This window comes from Glaciecola sp. HA4-3, assembly GCF_055693685.1.
The window spans coordinates 262,177-279,178 of the sequence record NZ_CM146340.1; the positions used below are offsets into that span (position 1 = coordinate 262,177).

A 17,002-nucleotide genomic window follows, 5' to 3' on the forward strand; every position below is an offset into this window, starting at 1 on the left:
TAAGTCATTTCAACATGGCATACTTTAGTTTAACTTTACTACAAGACTGATAAATTTTATGTCCAAATTATTACCTGTTTTGCTACTGTGTTTTTCATTTATTGTGCCTGCCCAAGAGTTTACTCAAGGCAGAGTTATCGATGAATTACCCGACGTTTTGTCATTTAAAGACCGTGTTGAGCCAATCAACGATATGGTCGTTGATCGTTTGGATAATTTGCTGCCTTTATTAATGAATGAAGCTGATTTAGATATGTGGTTAGTGATTAACCGTGAATATGGTGAAGACAGATTGTTTTACACGCTTGTTCCTCAACCTACGTTTGCTGCACGACGCACAACGTTATTGGTGTTTTCAAAGCAAGCAGACGGAAGCGTTGAGCGATTTAGTGTCAGTCGTTACCCAATAGGAGATGTATACCCAACGGTTTGGGAAGGCGGTACAAAAGATGAGCAATGGGACAGACTAGCACAAGTGATCGCTGAGCGTGACCCTAAACGAATTGGTATTAATATTAGTCAGGATTGGGCTTTAGCTGATGGCTTAAGTGTCGGTTTACATAAAAAATTACTTACACATCTACCAAAGAAGTATCAAGAACGCCTTGTTAGTGCGCAAGATTTGGTTATTCGTTGGCTAGAAACACGCAGTGAAAAGGAAATGCATGTGTATCCTCAAGTGGTGACCCTTGCAAGGGGTGTTATCGCAGAAGCGTTTTCGAATAAAGTTATTACACCAGGTGTGACAACCACTGATGATATAGCATGGTATTTGCGAGAACGTTTTGAAGCGCTGCAACTGCGCCCTTGGTTCCAACCTTACGTCAATATTCAACGTAAGGGGGATAAGACAAGTAAGGAAGATGTGTTCATGGGGAAAGATGGGCGCACCGTTTTACCTGGCGATATACTGCATACAGATGTTGGGATTTGCTACCTTAACCAGTGCACTGATACCCAAGAAATGGCCTATGTGCTTAAAATGGGTGAAACTGATGCGCCTCAAGGTTTAAAAGAAGCGTTAGCGGTTGGTAATAGGTGGCAAGATATTCTAACGGGCAATTTTGTGACAGGCTTAACGGGCAATCAGATCTTAGCAAACACCATCAAACAAAGTGAAGATGAAGACATTTTAAGTAGTACCTATACACATCCCTTAGGATTTGTGGGACATGCTAGTGGCCCGACAATTGGCATGTGGGATAACCAAGGTGCAACGCCAGTTCAAGGTGATTGGAAACTATATCCAAATACAGGCTATGCAATTGAAGGGAATATTAGTACTCAATTACCAGAATGGGACAATCAATGGATACAAATAAAGCTTGAACAAAGTGCAATATTTGATGGTAAAAAAGTGTGGTATTTAGCCGGTAGACAGACCAAATGGCACTTAATTCATTAAGATTGTTATAAGGTGAGCAAGATAGTTCTTAACGACTATCTTGCATTAGGGCATTTAGCGTAACTTGTGCTTGTTTGGGCTTTGACATATCGCTTAGTTCAATCATTTCACAACCATCAGTAATCATTTCTGATACTAAACTGGGATAGTGTCGACAATCCTCAGGGCGATTTTGGTAAATACCACAAGTGTACCTTAAGGGCGTGTTTGGCTTAGTTTGCGAGACGACTTCTAAAAACGGACAAGTCGTTAATCTAACACCTGTTTGAGGATCGAACCAAATCTCTTTCCCTTTTACGTATTGATGTATTTCAGGATTGAATAAAGCCCACATCTCGATGTCATCTTGACTGGCTGATAAGCCACCATCGCCATATTTAATACAGCATTTTCCGCATTGATTACACTGTTTCATCGTGCACTTAAATTGTGAGTGAAGTGACCATGATAACATTATTAGGTATTTTAAGTTTCGTTTAAGGCGAAGTCGTTCTATTATATGTCTCTGATTTGTTAACAAGTAACGTTTATTTTGTCATCGATTATTCGCCAGATTATTGCTTATGATATTCTCATGCAAGAGCTAGAGGACTTGCTTATTGATGAATTATCAAGTGATAGTATAAGCGAGCAACAAAGCGATTTACTTGAACAATGCGTGGTGGCAGGAAATGCATTGATAAAAGATTTAGCTGTATTTTCAGAGTATGATTTTACAAAGTTATTGCTAGAGCTTGAGTTAGACGCAAAGCTCTCTAGTAAAAAATTATTCAAAATTCATATCAAACTGATTAAGTGGGTAATAGACTACTTTAACGCTAAAGACAAAGTAGCCAGCATCATGTCAGTAGACTTTTCCGAGCAGGCAGAAGTGCGTCTTGATTTATGGCAAACCAAAGCGGCTAAAGCGAAAAATCAAATTAAAACTCTTGCCAACGCTTTAGGTCAGCAAGAGTACAGGGACTTTCTTAATATTTATCGTTTAGCACATTCTGATTTAAATATTTATTAACCATGCACAGCAGCAAAGCCTAGTTCATCATCAAAATTATAAAGATTTTCTGTTTTTACAACATCGTATCCCGCATCATGCAATCGAGTTTGTAAGGCTAACAACTCAGCAAAATCTAAGTTGTTGTTAGGTGAAACAAAGCGACAGCGCCAATGGTCAACACAAAAAGTCTCAGGAAAACCTTGAGGCCAGACTTTCACACCTCTGTTGGTAATTAATTGCAACTTGATATTTTCACGTGATAATTGGTTAAGTTTTTCGCCAAGTTCGTTTGCTGTTCCATCTCGCCATTGTAAAAATATGTCTATTCCCACAAGTTCTTTGCTTTCAGCTTCTTTACGCTCAACTCTAGGCAATTTAAGTGGCTCAGAATTTTTATAACTTGGCGCATTGAGTGTCACAGGCGTCTTGCCAATGCGCGCAATCAGCGCATCCGTAAACTCATCAGTATTTACAAGTTGTTGGCTGTTTTGGGGCGTAAATATATCAGCAGTATGCAGACCATCTTCAAGCGTACATAACCATGCTCGGTGAATTTTTTCGGCAACCTCAGCTTGACCGATATGTACTAACATTTGAATAGCACCGTGTAATAAGCCTGATGGATTAGCAATGTTTTTACCCGCTAAATCCGGCGCTGAACCATGAATAGCTTCAAACATTGCACATTGGTCGCCAATATTTGCAGAGCCGGCCATGCCTACCGAACCTGCAATTTGTGCCGCAACATCAGATATAATATCGCCATATAAATTTGGCATAACGATCATATCAAAATCTTCGGGAGTATCGGCAACTCGTGCCGCACCGATATCTACAATCATGCTATCGCTTTGAATATCAGGGTATTGAGCAGCGATTTCATCAAAGACCGTATGAAACAGCCCATCAGTAAGCTTCATGATGTTATCTTTTACAAAGCATGTAATGCGCTTGCGGCCTTGTTGTTTGGCATATTCAAACGCATAACGGACTATTCGTTCGCAATCAGGACGCGTGATCAATTTTAAACATTGATATACTTCTTGAGTTTGTCGATGCTCAATGCCTGCGTATAAGTCTTCTTCGTTTTCGCGGATAATAACAATATCCATGTGTGGGTGTTTTGTTTCGACAAACGGTGAATAAGCAATACAAGGTCGTACATTGGCGTATAAGCCAAGTGCTTTTCGCATGCTGACATTTAAGCTTTTATAACCCCCGCCTTGAGGTGTGGTAATAGGTGCTTTTAGGAAAACTTGAGTGCGTCTTAAGGATTCCCATGCACTTTCGTCAATACCATTAGTTTGGCCACTTAGATAAACCTTCTCTCCTATTTCGATAGTTTCTGGCGCAATTTTGGCACCCGCAGCGTCCAATATCTTTAAAGTAGACGCCATAATAGACGGGCCTATACCATCCCCATAGGCAACCGTAATGGGTACATTAGTTTGTGTCATTTAAACTCCAAAATATTAGATAAAATTATGGAGGGAAATTGTAGAGAAAAACCTTTAGAGTAAAATGCGAAATAAACAAAGCTAATCATCGAAAAAAATTGCGGTTTCTTTCAAAGGCATCGAAATAACTGTAAATTGGTCTTGTGAGCAGACCAGTGGTTTTTCTTGCATCATAGTGTATCTAATTCGGCACACTAGCAGGACAAGTGAAGATTGCTCGTGTATCATCCGTTTCGGACTAATTAAGTACAGTGAAATATGCCCAACGCTAACCATACTTTCCTAAAACTGTTTTTTTTATTCATTATCACCTGCTCATCGTTGGTGTCACTCTCAAACCAAGCTTTTGCAACTGCAATTGATGTCCCCAGTTTACAAAATGAAGTCATTATTGATGGCATCATTGACGAAGCCGAATGGGAAGGCGCCAACGAGCTTGATTTAAACTACATCAGCCGCCCATTTGAAAACCTTCCTGTACCAGTAAACACTCAAGTTAAAGTGTTTGAAAATGGGACAGAGCTGCTTGTTTTATTTATGGCTGAAGATGACCCCTCTCAAATAAGAGCATTTTTAAGAGACCGAGATGGTAGCCGCGGTGAAGATTTAGTGGGCGTCAAAATAGATACCTTTAATGATGGACGTCTTGCATATCAATATTTTGTGAATCCTTTGGGTGTGCAGACTGATGCGATTGAAAACGAAATGACGGGGTCTGAAAGTGCCAGTTGGAATGGCATTTGGGAGTCGGCAGGGAGTATCACAGACAGTGGTTATGTAGTCGAGATGCGTATTCCATTGCGTTTAATGAATTTTGAAGAAACAGATGGTGTTAAGAATTGGGGCATAGAATTTGTTCGTTTTTATCCACGTGTGGATAATTACCGCCTGTCGCATGTACCATTTGATCGCGATAATTCGTGCGGTTTGTGTCAAATGGGGCAGGCTAATGGTTTTGCTGATGCCAAGCAGTTACAAAATATTTCTGTTGTTCCCACTTTAGTGCTTGGTAGCGCAAGGAATCGAGATCCCCAAAGCTCATTAGATTGGGACTACGAACAAAACCAAGAACTCGGACTTGATTTGAATTGGGGGATCACACCTGAGATAGGCTTAGCGGTCACGCTTAACCCTGACTTTTCACAAGTAGAGTCAGATGCAGGGCAGTTAAACATTAACAATACATTTGCCTTGTTTTTTGATGAGCAGCGTCCGTTTTTTGTTGAAAACGCAGAATACTTTAGTTCTGTTGCTAATCTGGTTTACACACGTAACGTCAATGCACCTGATTACGGCGGTAAAATAACAGGCCGAGTTGATGAGCATTCATTTGGTATGTTTGTGGCAAATGATGAGACAACGCAATTTTTGGTGCTAAGGAAATCGTGGGTCTCAAGTAGCATTTATTGAAGAAGAGTCAACTAATGCCGCTGGACGGTATCGCTACGATTATTCTGACGACTTATCATTAGGGATACTAAGTACATTTAGGGAATCCGATTCTTATTCTAATTTTGTTACCGCAGTTGATACACGATACAGGATTAGTGATAAAGATACTGTAAGAGCTCAATTCATGCGCTCGCAGACCCAATATCCTGAATTTCTACAAGCCACGTTTTGTGATGACGAGCGTTGTGAGCAGCGCCAAGATTTTAGTGAAGCTGCGCTTCGTACTCAAAACACAGAAAGCTTCAGCGGTAAGGCCTATCGGATTAACTACAATCGTAATACCGATGAATACTTTATTAATGCGAGTCGCAGCGTAACTGAGTCTGATTTTAGAGCAGATTTGGGTTTCATCTCTAATGTTGATCATCAACGTTATGTATTTGGCGGTGGATATAATTGGCGTAATGAAAATTACTGGTGGAATCGTATTCGAATTAATGGCGATTGGGATATTACGCACAATGATAATGATGAACTCATTGAAAAAGAGCTTGAAGCCTATATAAGCATCAGGGGCGACTATCAAACCTTTGCTAGACTTGGTTCAGATAAGCGCACTCGAGTTGGCCTTAGGTTTGACCCCTCAAGTTTGGACATCGAGGGCAATACAAGTCGCTTTGAAGAGACCTCGGATTCATTCTATTTTGAAACAACACCTAACCAATTGTTTGATTATGAATTTTTTATTCGTCAGGGTGATAGAGTCGATTTAGCAAATAATCGATTAGGCGAACAATTACTTGTTGAACATGAGTTAAGCCTTAATGTAGGTACTCATTTAAGGGTTGATGTAGACTACGTCAGAAATAAACTTGACGTAGCTCAGCAGGCACTCTTTTTAGCTAATCTAGTTGATTTTAGAGCAACATATCAGTTTGATCCGCGTCAATTCATTAGGCTAATCGTGACGTATTCTGATATCGAGCGTAATCAAAGTAATTATACGTTTGATGTAGATGCACAATCACAAGATATAGGTTTACAATTTTTGTATTCATATAAACTGAATCCTTTGACAAAGTTTTTCGTGGGATATTCTCAAAGTGCCTTTGATAATGATGCTTTACAAAGCATAAGAGCTAATAATCAGTCGGTATTTATGAAGTTTAGCTATGCTTGGTTGCCTGAGGTGTAAGGCATTGAAATCAAACCACTATAACGCTATAAAAATTTAGCATAATCGTGGCCTTCGTTTAAAATAAGCGTGGTGGTTGGTTCATCTTCAATGTATGCAAAGTCTAGGAAATCAAACCCAGGTGCAACACTACATCCAACAAAAGAGTAGTCACCGGTTGACTCTGCTGCTTGGTAGTGGTGTGCTGTGATTACTTTGCAATAATCATTACCGCCTTCACCATTGCCAATTTCTTGTTCACGCACGCATTCGTCCCTTAACTCTAAGATGCGTAAGGGGGCTCCTTCATACACGTTCCAAATTTCATCGTGACTAACGCGGTGCCAACGACTTAGCTGCCCTTTACATAGTAAAAAGTAGATATGGGTAAGACTAGGTCTTATTTGGCCATTTTCAGGAGACCTTAATGTTGATGAACTGCGATATACCTCAGTATAAAAACCGCCCTCTGGATGCGGTTTCATATTAAAAGCTTTAATAAGGTAATCAACTCGTTTTTTACTTGTTGCAAGCATTGCTTTTTCCTAGTGGTTTTTATACGCCTATGCTAACCTAACCACTAGTCATTAATAAAACAAGGAAGTCTAATTTTGAATGTATTATTCGATTATATTTTTACTGTAGAAGTTGCTTTTATCGTTTTAGTCTTAGTGCTATTGCGAAGCAGTATTAAATTTGTTCCCCAAAATAGAGCCTTTATCATTGAGCGTTTTGGTAAGTTTCAATCCACTAAAGAAGCTGGTCTAAATTTCATTATGCCTTTTATCGACCGTGTTTCAGCTAATCGGTCATTAAAAGAACAAGCAGTTGATGTTCCAGAACAAAGCGCAATCACCAAAGACAACATTTCATTAATGGTTGATGGTGTTCTATATTTTCGTGTGCTTGACCCTTATAAAGCAACTTATGGTGTTGAAGACTACGTATTTGCTGTAACGCAACTTGCACAAACAACAATGCGTTCTGAACTGGGTAAAATGGAGCTAGACAAAACCTTTGAAGAGCGTGACATGCTTAACGCAAACATAGTTGGTGCCATCAATATTGCGGCTGGTCCGTGGGGTATTCAAGTGATGCGTTATGAAATTAAGGATATTATCCCGCCTAGTTCTGTCATGGAAGCGATGGAAGCGCAGATGAAAGCCGAGCGTGTCAAGCGTGCACAAATATTAGAATCTGAAGGGGACAGGCAAGCCGCAATTAACCGAGCAGAAGGTGAAAAAGCATCTGTTGTCCTAGCGGCTGAAGCTGATAAATCTGAACAAATTTTGCGAGCTCAAGGTGAAGCCTCCGCGATTGTGTCAGTTGCTGAAGCACAAGCAGAGGCATTGAAAAAAGTTGGTGAAGCGGCCAATACAGACGAAGGTCAAAAAGCAATAGAACTTGATCTGGCCACAAAAGCTATTGAAGCAAAACAAGCCATAGCAAAAGACTCGTCAGTCGTCTTATTACCAGACTCCGGTACTGAAGCCGCTTCTGTTGTTGCTCAAGCGACCAGTATTATTAGTGCGTTGACAAAGTCAAAAGGAGCATAAAAATGAATTGGTTTGCAAATAACTTATTAGAAACGATATTAATTTTAGGCATAGTTTTACTCATTATTGAAGTACTTGTGTTGGGATTTAGTACCTTCTTTTTGTTTTTTGCAGGCCTTGCTGCTGTTGGCACTGCTGTACTGATGTGGGTTGGACTAGTCCCCGAGACATTTTTATATGGTGTGTTTTCAATTTCAATTCTTACAGCTGTTTTTGCAGCATTATTGTGGAAGCGCCTTTCAAATTTGCAGCAAGATGTTGATACAACGCGGGCATCAAGTGATTTAATTGGTCACACATTTGTACTACCTGAAGACCTCGACGCTGCAGCACAACTTGCCAATAAGCCCGACTACGATTTTTCAGGTATTACCTCGAAGCTCAATGCTCACACCAGTCTTGTCAAGGGCACGGTAGTAGAAGTAGTACAAACTGATGTTGGTGTATTGCTCGTAAAAGCAAAATAGCAAAACGAAAAAACACAGTAAATTCTTAAAAGCCACTCATTGAGTGGCTTTTTACTTGCACTGGCATGGTAAGTTCTGTATTATTCGCGCCCTTGCAGCTAACACCCAAACTCCTTGTCTTTATGATAGACAGCTGCACTATCCGAGACTACAACCGTAGGGAGCAGTAATGCGTCATTACGAAATCGTATTTATGGTTCACCCTGATCAGAGTGAACAAGTACCTGGTATGATAGAAAAATACAAAGGTATTCTAGAAACTGACGGCGGAACTATCCACCGTTTAGAAGATTGGGGTCGCCGCCAGTTGGCTTATCCAATCGAGAAACTTCACAAAGCACACTATGTTCTTATCAATGCTGAAGCAACTGCTGAAGCGGTTGAAGAGCTAGAAACAGCTTTCCGTTTTAACGACATCATTTTGCGTAACCTTGTTATGCGTACCAAAGGCGCTGTCACTGAACAGTCTCCTATGGCAAAAGAAGAACGTCGTGAAGAGCGTCGTGAAAGACCTGCTCCGGCAGCTGCTCCAGAAGCACCTGAAGCTGTTGAAGCACCAACTGAAGAACAAGGAGACAACTAATGGCTCGATTTTTTAGACGTCGTAAATTTTGTCGTTTTTCAGCTGAAGGCGTAAGCCAAATAGATTACAAAGATATTGCTTTGTTGAAAAACTACATCACTGAGAGTGGCAAGATTGTACCTAGCCGCATCACCGGAACTAGTGCTAAGTATCAGCGTCAGTTGTCAACTGCCATCAAGCGTGCGCGCTTTTTAGCATTGCTTCCATACACTGATTCACACAAGTAAGATTGGCCATTTAAAGAGGTAGCAAAGATGAATATCATTCTACTAGACAAAATCGCCAATTTAGGCGGATTAGGTGACAAAGTCACAGTTAAGTCTGGTTATGCTCGTAACTTCTTATTCCCACAAGGAAAAGCAGTTCCAGCAACCAAAGCTAATGTAGAGAAATTTGAAGCGCGCAGAGCTGAGCTTGAAGCAAAAATTGCTGAACAGCTTAAAGCTGCTCAAGCACGTGCAGAAAAACTTGACGCGCTAGAAAACGTTACTATCGCAGCTCCAGCGGGCGACGAAGGTAAGTTATTTGGTTCTGTTGGCACGCGTGACATTGCAGAAGCAATCACAGCAGCAGGCGTTGAAGTGACAAAAGCCGAAGTTAAATTACCTGACGGTACGTTAAGAGATACAGGCGAATATCAAATTGATATTCAAATCCACTCTGATGTAACGGCTAATGTAACATTGGTAATTATTGCTGAAGCATAAGTTTCAACAATACTAATACGTAAAATACCGCCAGCAAGGCGGTATTTTTTTGCCTGCTTTTTGGCAAGCTTAACCTTGAATGACTAATAATTGTAAATAAGTATTAAAAAGTATCAAATTACTCACTATTCACTATTATATAAAATAGACAAACGTTACTGTTAAAAGAGGTCATTCATGAAAGAAGCTGTAATCGTATCAACCGCTAGAACCCCTATTGGTAGAGCCTTTAAAGGCGCATTTAATAATACAAAGTCGCCCACAATGACTGCTCATGCTATTAAGCATGCGGTTGAAAGAGCGGGTGTTGAAGGTGCCGAAATAGATGATGTGATCATAGGTTCGGTACTCAATGCAGGTAGCGCAGGCGGTAACATAGCTCGCCTTGGAAGCTTGGCTGCGGGTTTACCTTATTCGGTTTCAGGGCAGACAATTGATCGCCAATGTAGCTCAGGGGTAATGGCGATTGCAACAGCAGCAAAACAAGTCATGGTAGATGGAATGAAAGTTGTTGTCGCTGGTGGTCAAGACAACATATCAGAAGTCCAACAAAAATATTTTGAATGGGCAAGTAAAAGTATGGATGAGAATGTCACTAAGTTGGCACCACATGCATATATGCCAATGTTGTATACGGCTGAAAATGTTGCAAAAAAATTCAATATATCTAGAGATTCACAAGATGAATATGGTTATCAGTCTCAGATGCGCACTGCAAAAGCACAGGCCGATGGCAAATTTGATGATGAAATAGTACCGATCAGCACCACAAAAGCAAACTTCAACAAAGAAACCAAAGAAATAACATTTGAAGATGTTACCTTGTCAAAAGATGAGGGTAATAGACCATCTACTACGCTAGAAAGTTTACAAGGTCTAAAGCCTGTAATTGAAGGCGGCTGCATTACAGCAGGTAATGCAAGCCAATTATCTGATGGTGCTTCAGCTTGCGTTGTAATGGATAGGCAATTAGCTGAACAGCGTGGGCTTGATATCCTTGGTACATATCGTGGCATGGCTGTAGCGGGCAACGAACCAGAAGAGATGGGCATTGGTCCGATATATGCGATTCCTAAACTATTAAAGCTACATGGTTTATCAATAAACGATATTGGTCTTTGGGAGCTTAATGAAGCATTTGCTTGCCAAGCGTTATATTGTCGCGACCATCTTGGAATTGATCCTCAGATATACAATGTAAATGGAGGTGCTATTTCTATAGGACATCCTTACGGGATGACTGGTGCAAGAACAGTCGGACACGCATTGATTGAAGGCAAGCGCCGAGGCGTGAAATATGTCGTAGTTACTATGTGTGTTGGTGGCGGAATGGGTGCAGCTGGGCTATTTGAAATCAACAATTAGTCTACAAAACTCAAATATTGTCACACAAAAAAATAAGCGCACTGTGCGCTTATTTTTTTGTGTTAAATAAGAGACCTGCTAAGCTAAAAGATGTAAAATAATGCACTTAAAAATGATTCACAAACATACATACTTTACTTACATATTACATAATAGATAGCACATAAAAACACGGAGTCAGTTTTTGTGCTAGAGGCAATAAATGCAAGCAAATCTTGAGACTTCCTCAATCGACATCACGTCAGCCCAACTAAAGGGTATGTACATGTTACCAGAAGAGTCGACTCCAATTTTTACTACTCATATGGAAATGTTATCTGCGCTTTGCCAAACTGACAATGCCTTTGTATATTTGCGGTCTTCTAATATCACATTGCATCATGGTGAAGACGCTACTCATGCAAAAGCAGACTATTTAGCTATTGTTAATTACTTACAAAGCAAATCAAAAAAGTTACATCTGATTGAGCAATCAATGGATGGTATTGTGTCGTTAGATAAATACAAACTACTGATATTGTCAGCAACCAACGCAGATGGTCAAATCGAGGCCTTGTTGGGATGTTTTATCGATGTGCTTTCAAACGCTTATAAAGATTCTGAATCGTTATTAATTTTATTACTAAATGAATTTGAAACGCAGTTAAGGCTCAGAGTAAAGGTGCAAGACGCCCAAGAGCTTAGAGCACGACATTTACAAATATCTGAATTAAATCAAGACTATATTTGCGTAAAAGATGCTCATCAAACAGTTGTATACGCAAATAGTGCCTTACTCAATACCTTTCCCATTGGTTTGCGTCATCAAGTTATTGGTCAAACTAGCGATTATTTTTATGATGATCAAACTTCTGCAACGTTAAATGAAACAGATCTTGCTGCCTTTACCGACGAAATAAGTCTTACGACTAACAAGGTAGTAATGGCAAATGGAGAAGAAAAAATACTCCATTTAACTAAAAAGTCCTTCGTGGGTTCTGATGGCAAAACGTATCTTCTGATCGTGGGAAGAGATGTAACTGAAAAAGAAATTCTAATAAATGACTTACGTCGTTCAAATGCTGATTTGGATAATTTTGCATATGTTGCTTCACATGATTTGCGCTCACCGTTAAATGTAATTAAACGCCTTGTTAGTTGGGTAAGCGAAGACTGCGAATCGATTTTGCCACAAGATAGTAAAGAAAATTTATCCTTAGCGCTAAACAGAGTGACGCGCATGGAAAAATTGTTAGTGGATTTATTGTCATACTCAAGACTGGGTAAGGAGTATCAGGAGGCAAGTGATGTCAATTTGCGCGAGCAAGTAGTTGAGCTTCTGTCTTTGATCGATTTACCCATGGGATTTGTGGTGAATTGCGATGATATTGATATTTGTGTCCCTTCAGTACCATTTAATATAGTCATGCTAAACCTTATATCAAATGCGATAAAACATCATGATTCTGGTAATGCAAAAATTCAAATCAAAGGCAAACGAAGCCTAAAGGGAGCCACTATCACTGTCCAAGATAATGGACTAAGGTATTGAAGAAAAGAATCGACACAAAATTTTCCAGTTATTTGAAACACTTAAGCCTCGTGATGAGGTAGAGGGAAGTGGAATGGGACTAAGTGTTGTGAAAAAAATTGTTGAACATTACGGTGGAAGTATTAAGGTGAAAGATAATGAACCACGAGGCACAAAGTTTATTGTGTCTTGGCCCATTACTAATATTGCTCGAACCGTATTGGCAAATCTGCACAAAGAAGCGTAACGAAATGCTCATTGCAAGCGAGAATGCTCTATGGAATTAAGAAGAAGTCTAAGTGTCTTACTGGTGGATGATGATATCGCTGATAGAAAAATCATCAAACGAACACTTGCTCAAAATACAGCCCAAATAAAAGTGGTTGAAGCAAGCTCTGTGCCTGAGGGGCTTGGTATTCTTCAAAGTCAAAGTTTTGATGTTATTTTATTGGACTATCGGATGCCTGACGTTAGCGGCATTGAGATGGTTCAAGCACTGCGCGCAAGGCCTGATCTTGGCAGCGTCGCTATTGTAATGATGAGTGCGTCAGAAAATGAATCTCTAGCGGTAAAATGTATTGAAGCCGGGGCGCAGGATTTTATTCAAAAATCAGACCTGCAGCGGCTTAATTTACATAGAGCGATTGTACATGCGCAAAAACGTTTTGAACTTGAACATAAGCTTCATCAAAATTATCTTAGCGTAAAACATCTTGCTGAAAAAGACCCTTTAACTGGCTTGTCTAATCGTCATCACTTTAACGAGATCATGGATATGATGGTGGCGGGAAATGACAAGTCAAATACTGATGCAGCATTGCTTGTCATGGATTTAGATGACTTCAAACACATCAATGACACTTTGGGTCATGATGCCGGCGATCGTTTACTAATAGAATTTGCAACGCGCATAAAGAAGCTGTTGCGCCGCCATGAAAGTTTCGCACGATTAGGTGGTGACGAGTTTGCTATTATCTTAACGGGTATACGATCAAGTCAACAAGTACGGCTAGTTTGCCAACGGATTCAAGATGCTTTATCGGTCCCAGTAATGATTGGCGACAATGAAGTGGTTTGCAAATCAAGTATTGGAGCGGCTATTTATCCATCTCAGGCTAGCTCAAAAGAATCGCTTATTAAGTGCGCTGATATCGCTATGTATCAAGCCAAGGAAGATGGCAAAGGCCAAATTCGTCTTTATGATGAAAGTATGAGTACCAAGTTTGCGCGTTTGTCGAAGATACAATCTGGACTCAAACAGCACCTAAAAGCATCCGCATTTGATATTTTCTTTCAACCAGTGATTGATTTGGTGAGCGACCAAAAAATTGGTTTTGAAGCACTAATTAGATGGCCGACAGCAGAAGAGCAATTTGTACCTGATGAGTTCATCCCCATCGCTGAGAAAAAAGGGGATATTCACGCTATTGGTGAGTGGGTAATCGATGAGGCAATTAAACAGATTTCAGTGTGGCAAAAGACTTATGCCCAAGAACGTTTTATTGCGATCAATATATCCCCTGTTCAACTTCAAAATCACTCAGTGGTGGAACATATTATAGAGCGTTCACAGGCATATTCGGTGAATCCAAATAACATCGTGTTGGAAATCACAGAAACCGCATTATTTGAAAATGAAAAAGTAATTAGAGAATCGATAGATACTTTGTCAGAGTATGGCTTTTTAATATCACTTGATGATTTTGGTGTCGGTTATTCGTCCATTTCACACCTAATTGAATATCCCATCAGTATTGTAAAACTCGACAAATCTTTATTCACCGTTGAGCATGGTGAGCAAAAGCGTCAAGCTGTGTTTGAGGCCTTAGCGCATATGCTTAAGCGCCTAGATATGACAGTAGTTGCTGAAGGTATCGAGACACAAGCCCATCTTGATATGTGCAAAGCTTTGCAGATTGATCATGGGCAAGGTTTCTATTTAGGAGAGCCTAAAGATGCAAGCAAAACAGCTGCTTTATTAATTGATACAGATCTAGCTTCTTAGTCCGCAAATTTGGTTTATCTTGTCAGTTTAAAAATAGCCGTTGCAACTCTGTGCATATGGGCTTGCCATTCAGGTGATAACGAAGTGTTATTGACTGCACTGTCAGCTATATCATGAATATACGTAGCAAACGCAGTTGTGCTTTCATCTTCTGGCTTATTTATGCCGCTTTTGACTGCGATGTCGTCAAGTGTAGAGATGGTTTTTAACTTTCTAAGCTGCCAAATCAGTTCTACTGATAAAGGGTCACTTTGACGCTCAACTAAGGCGATATTGTCATTTGTGCTTATTACGCCTTCTTTTATCACTTTATAGTACCAACCTGTAATATTCTCTTGGGCAACAAATTGGTCTATTCTATTCAAACCGTAGCGATAATTGATTTTTGAACAAGGCGCTCTAGGAGAAACCACTTCTAATATGCAAGAGCCTATTTCAAATTTATCGCCGATAAATACATTTTTTTCATGCATGTCAGGTGCTGAAATGTTTTCGCCTATGGTACCGATTGAAAAGGTAATTAAATTTGCAGTAAATTGCTTGGCCAACAAAGCATAACTTCTTTGTGCATATTGATGAATAGCCATAAAAGGGCCACCATGGAGCTTTTTGTTGCCTTGCTCATCTTCACGGGCACCTTCCCATTCAATATGTAGCTGTTCATATTCGTTTTTAATAATACTACTTGGAGCACCTTTAGCACCAAATGGCATGGGTTTACCGGCAAAAAGATGACTTACTTGCATATTGAGTCCTGCAAATGAGTAAAAAATTTATAGTAGTGCGTAAATTACAATAGCGCAAAATAAACCTACTACTGTTTTTAAAAAACATAAACAACAACAGGTATTTACAAAATGCGGCAAATTCTAGGGCGACAAAATTATTCAATTGTCGCATAATATTATGATTGATTGTTAAGTGGATGATAGCGTGGAAAACGCAGGTAACGATAATTATTCAAGCGCAAATGGTGGCGCTAGAGCAGACTCAAAAAGTAAGAAAAGTGACGACATTGCTCATTTAAATACACCTCCACATTCGCTTGAAGCTGAGCAAGCAGTCCTAGGTAGTGTCATACAATCAGTTGATGCATGGGATAAAATCGCAGAAATATTGATACAAGAAGACTTTTATAATCGCGCACATCGTACACTTTTTAGTGCAATAACCCGTCTTATCTCAAAAAATAGTAAAACTGACCCTGTAACTTTGAAAGCTGAATTAGAACTGCACAATGAGCTCGATGAAGTGGGTGGTTTTGTATACCTTGTTAACCTTGCTAGAAATACACCCACCTCTTCGAATATTGTTGCTTATGCCAATATTGTGAGAGAAAGAGCCATTGTCAGGGAACTCATTGGAGTTGCCAATGATATCTCTGATGCAAGCTTTAACCCAGAAGGTCGTGATAGCAAAGATTTATTAGATTTTGCTGAAACCAAGGTATTTGAGATAGCCGAGAAACGCACAGCTGCAAATGAAGGGCCGATCTCAGTTGGTGGTGCCTTGCGCAAAACGATAAGCCGAATTGAAGAGCTTGCCAAGCAAGACAAAGAGGTAACAGGTGTATCTACTGGTTTTACCGATTTAGATAAAAAAACCAGTGGTATGCAGCCATCTGATTTAATTATTGTCGCAGCACGACCATCGATGGGAAAAACCACTTTTGCAATGAACCTAGTTGAAAATGCTTTGCTTCTAGAGGAAAAGCCTGTGTTGGTATTTAGTCTTGAAATGCCTGCAGAACAAATAATGATGAGGATGCTAGCTTCCTTAAGTCGTGTTGATCAAACGTCTATAAGAACAGCACGGCTAGAAGACCAAGATTGGGCGCGCATACAATCTAGCGTGAAAATGTTAAATGATAAAGATAACTTGTTTATTGATGATTCGTCAGGTTTAACGCCAATGGAAGTAAGAACCAGAGCGCGCAAGTTAGCCAGAGACCGCGGTGGAATTTCAATGATCATGGTCGATTATCTTCAATTAATGCGTGTACCAAGCTTACAAGACAATCGAACGCTAGAAATTGCCGAGATATCACGCTCGCTCAAGGCGTTGGCAAAAGAGTTAGAGTGTCCTGTAATTGCATTATCGCAGCTTAATCGTGGCCTAGAGCAACGTGCAGACAAACGCCCAATCAATTCAGACTTACGTGAGTCAGGTGCAATTGAACAAGATGCTGACTTAATTATGTTTATTTATCGTGATGAAGTGTATAACGAAAATAGTGACTTAAAGGGAATTGCTGAAATAATTATCGGGAAACAGAGAAACGGGCCGATAGGAACTACAAGGTTAACGTTTCAGGGACACTTTTCGCGTTTTGATAATTACGCAGGTCCGGCTTACGATGAAGAATAAACATAAGAGCTTGATTAGAA

General features: G+C 39.9%; 18 protein-coding genes. 14 read left to right on the forward strand and 4 right to left on the reverse strand.

Annotated features, from left to right (window positions below):
- The first annotated feature begins 58 nt into the window (after window positions 1-58).
- Window positions 59-1,405, forward strand: a complete 1,347-nt coding sequence (locus ACZ1G6_RS01225) for a M24 family metallopeptidase (protein WP_472617711.1) — start codon at window positions 59-61, stop codon at window positions 1,403-1,405.
- A 28-nt stretch (window positions 1,406-1,433) separates the two neighbouring features.
- Here ACZ1G6_RS01225 and ACZ1G6_RS01230 read toward each other — a convergent pair whose 3' ends face one another.
- Entirely contained in the window at window positions 1,434-1,820 is a 387-nt protein-coding gene (locus ACZ1G6_RS01230) for a YkgJ family cysteine cluster protein (protein ID WP_472617712.1), read from the reverse strand.
- A gap of 117 nt (window positions 1,821-1,937) precedes the next feature.
- Between ACZ1G6_RS01230 and ACZ1G6_RS01235 the strand changes: the two genes are divergently transcribed.
- Window positions 1,938-2,417 (forward strand): hypothetical protein, encoded by a 480-nt coding sequence (locus tag ACZ1G6_RS01235; protein ID WP_472617713.1) that lies wholly within the window; start codon window positions 1,938-1,940, stop codon window positions 2,415-2,417.
- Here ACZ1G6_RS01235 and ACZ1G6_RS01240 read toward each other — a convergent pair.
- A complete protein-coding gene (locus ACZ1G6_RS01240) occupies window positions 2,414-3,856 on the reverse strand; it encodes an NADP-dependent isocitrate dehydrogenase (protein ID WP_472617714.1) in 1,443 nt (480 codons plus the stop codon). The genes ACZ1G6_RS01235 and ACZ1G6_RS01240 overlap by 4 nt on opposite strands.
- A gap of 258 nt (window positions 3,857-4,114) precedes the next feature.
- On the opposite strand from ACZ1G6_RS01240, the gene ACZ1G6_RS01245 reads away from it, so the two are divergent.
- Window positions 4,115-5,266, forward strand: a complete 1,152-nt coding sequence (locus ACZ1G6_RS01245) for a carbohydrate binding family 9 domain-containing protein (protein ID WP_472617715.1) — start codon at window positions 4,115-4,117, stop codon at window positions 5,264-5,266.
- 166 nt (window positions 5,267-5,432) lie between these two features.
- Window positions 5,433-6,443, forward strand: a complete 1,011-nt coding sequence (locus ACZ1G6_RS01250) for a TonB-dependent receptor (protein ID WP_472617716.1) — start codon at window positions 5,433-5,435, stop codon at window positions 6,441-6,443.
- 26 nt (window positions 6,444-6,469) lie between these two features.
- Here the strand turns inward: ACZ1G6_RS01250 and ACZ1G6_RS01255 are convergent, their stop codons facing one another.
- The gene (locus tag ACZ1G6_RS01255; RefSeq protein WP_472617717.1) at window positions 6,470-6,958 is read right to left on the reverse strand and encodes a cupin domain-containing protein; all 489 of its coding nucleotides are present in this window, start codon (window positions 6,956-6,958) and stop codon (window positions 6,470-6,472) included.
- Between the two features lie 75 nt (window positions 6,959-7,033).
- On the opposite strand from ACZ1G6_RS01255, the gene ACZ1G6_RS01260 reads away from it, so the two are divergent.
- The 9 genes from ACZ1G6_RS01260 (at window position 7,034) to ACZ1G6_RS01300 (ending at window position 14,615) form a co-directional block, all read left to right on the forward strand.
- Window positions 7,034-7,978, forward strand: a complete 945-nt coding sequence (locus ACZ1G6_RS01260; protein WP_472617718.1) for an SPFH domain-containing protein — start codon at window positions 7,034-7,036, stop codon at window positions 7,976-7,978.
- Window positions 7,979-7,980: 2 nt separating this feature from the next.
- Window positions 7,981-8,445 (forward strand): NfeD family protein, encoded by a 465-nt coding sequence (locus tag ACZ1G6_RS01265; protein ID WP_472617719.1) that lies wholly within the window; start codon window positions 7,981-7,983, stop codon window positions 8,443-8,445.
- Window positions 8,446-8,614: 169 nt separating this feature from the next.
- Window positions 8,615-9,028: a 30S ribosomal protein S6 gene (rpsF, locus tag ACZ1G6_RS01270; protein WP_472617720.1), complete on the forward strand. Its 414-nt coding sequence runs from the start codon at window positions 8,615-8,617 to the stop codon at window positions 9,026-9,028.
- Window positions 9,028-9,255: a 30S ribosomal protein S18 gene (rpsR, locus tag ACZ1G6_RS01275; RefSeq protein ID WP_311369661.1), complete on the forward strand. Its 228-nt coding sequence runs from the start codon at window positions 9,028-9,030 to the stop codon at window positions 9,253-9,255. Before rpsF ends, rpsR begins: the two co-directional genes overlap by 1 nt.
- Before the next feature lie 27 nt (window positions 9,256-9,282).
- Window positions 9,283-9,735, forward strand: a complete 453-nt coding sequence (rplI, locus tag ACZ1G6_RS01280; RefSeq protein WP_472617721.1) for a 50S ribosomal protein L9 — start codon at window positions 9,283-9,285, stop codon at window positions 9,733-9,735.
- Window positions 9,736-9,912: 177 nt separating this feature from the next.
- Complete coding sequence (locus ACZ1G6_RS01285; protein WP_472617722.1) at window positions 9,913-11,100, forward strand: acetyl-CoA C-acyltransferase; 1,188 nt, start codon at window positions 9,913-9,915, stop codon at window positions 11,098-11,100.
- Window positions 11,101-11,302: 202 nt separating this feature from the next.
- Window positions 11,303-12,631, forward strand: a complete 1,329-nt coding sequence (locus ACZ1G6_RS01290) for a sensor histidine kinase (RefSeq protein WP_472617723.1) — start codon at window positions 11,303-11,305, stop codon at window positions 12,629-12,631.
- 19 nt (window positions 12,632-12,650) lie between these two features.
- The gene (locus ACZ1G6_RS01295) at window positions 12,651-12,857 is read left to right on the forward strand and encodes an ATP-binding protein (protein WP_472619020.1); all 207 of its coding nucleotides are present in this window, start codon (window positions 12,651-12,653) and stop codon (window positions 12,855-12,857) included.
- Between the two features lie 30 nt (window positions 12,858-12,887).
- Window positions 12,888-14,615: a putative bifunctional diguanylate cyclase/phosphodiesterase gene (locus tag ACZ1G6_RS01300; RefSeq protein ID WP_472617724.1), complete on the forward strand. Its 1,728-nt coding sequence runs from the start codon at window positions 12,888-12,890 to the stop codon at window positions 14,613-14,615.
- 14 nt (window positions 14,616-14,629) lie between these two features.
- Here the strand turns inward: ACZ1G6_RS01300 and ACZ1G6_RS01305 are convergent, their stop codons facing one another.
- The gene (locus tag ACZ1G6_RS01305) at window positions 14,630-15,361 is read right to left on the reverse strand and encodes an MOSC domain-containing protein (RefSeq protein ID WP_472617725.1); all 732 of its coding nucleotides are present in this window, start codon (window positions 15,359-15,361) and stop codon (window positions 14,630-14,632) included.
- Window positions 15,362-15,629: 268 nt separating this feature from the next.
- Here ACZ1G6_RS01305 and dnaB point away from each other — a divergent pair, with 268 nt between their 5' ends.
- On the forward strand, window positions 15,630-16,982 hold the full coding sequence (gene dnaB / locus ACZ1G6_RS01310) for a replicative DNA helicase (protein WP_472619021.1): 1,353 nt from the start codon (window positions 15,630-15,632) through the stop codon (window positions 16,980-16,982).
- Window positions 16,983-17,002 lie beyond the last annotated feature (20 nt).

Bases quoted from the DNA above. Each gene is read 5' to 3' on its own strand.
- ACZ1G6_RS01225 (WP_472617711.1), top strand. From the start codon at position 59: ATGTCCAAATTATTACCTGTTTTGCTACTGTGTTTTTCATTTATTGTG.
- ACZ1G6_RS01230 (WP_472617712.1), bottom strand. From the start codon at position 1,820: ATGAAACAGTGTAATCAATGCGGAAAATGCTGTATTAAATATGGCGAT.
- ACZ1G6_RS01240 (WP_472617714.1), bottom strand. From the start codon at position 3,856: ATGACACAAACTAATGTACCCATTACGGTTGCCTATGGGGATGGTATA.
- ACZ1G6_RS01245 (WP_472617715.1), top strand. From the start codon at position 4,115: ATGCCCAACGCTAACCATACTTTCCTAAAACTGTTTTTTTTATTCATT.
- ACZ1G6_RS01250 (WP_472617716.1), top strand. From the start codon at position 5,433: ATGCGCTCGCAGACCCAATATCCTGAATTTCTACAAGCCACGTTTTGT.
- ACZ1G6_RS01255 (WP_472617717.1), bottom strand. From the start codon at position 6,958: ATGCTTGCAACAAGTAAAAAACGAGTTGATTACCTTATTAAAGCTTTT.
- ACZ1G6_RS01265 (WP_472617719.1), top strand. From the start codon at position 7,981: ATGAATTGGTTTGCAAATAACTTATTAGAAACGATATTAATTTTAGGC.
- rpsF (WP_472617720.1), top strand. From the start codon at position 8,615: ATGCGTCATTACGAAATCGTATTTATGGTTCACCCTGATCAGAGTGAA.
- rpsR (WP_311369661.1), top strand. From the start codon at position 9,028: ATGGCTCGATTTTTTAGACGTCGTAAATTTTGTCGTTTTTCAGCTGAA.
- rplI (WP_472617721.1), top strand. From the start codon at position 9,283: ATGAATATCATTCTACTAGACAAAATCGCCAATTTAGGCGGATTAGGT.
- ACZ1G6_RS01285 (WP_472617722.1), top strand. From the start codon at position 9,913: ATGAAAGAAGCTGTAATCGTATCAACCGCTAGAACCCCTATTGGTAGA.
- ACZ1G6_RS01290 (WP_472617723.1), top strand. From the start codon at position 11,303: ATGCAAGCAAATCTTGAGACTTCCTCAATCGACATCACGTCAGCCCAA.
- ACZ1G6_RS01300 (WP_472617724.1), top strand. From the start codon at position 12,888: ATGGAATTAAGAAGAAGTCTAAGTGTCTTACTGGTGGATGATGATATC.
- ACZ1G6_RS01305 (WP_472617725.1), bottom strand. From the start codon at position 15,361: ATGCAAGTAAGTCATCTTTTTGCCGGTAAACCCATGCCATTTGGTGCT.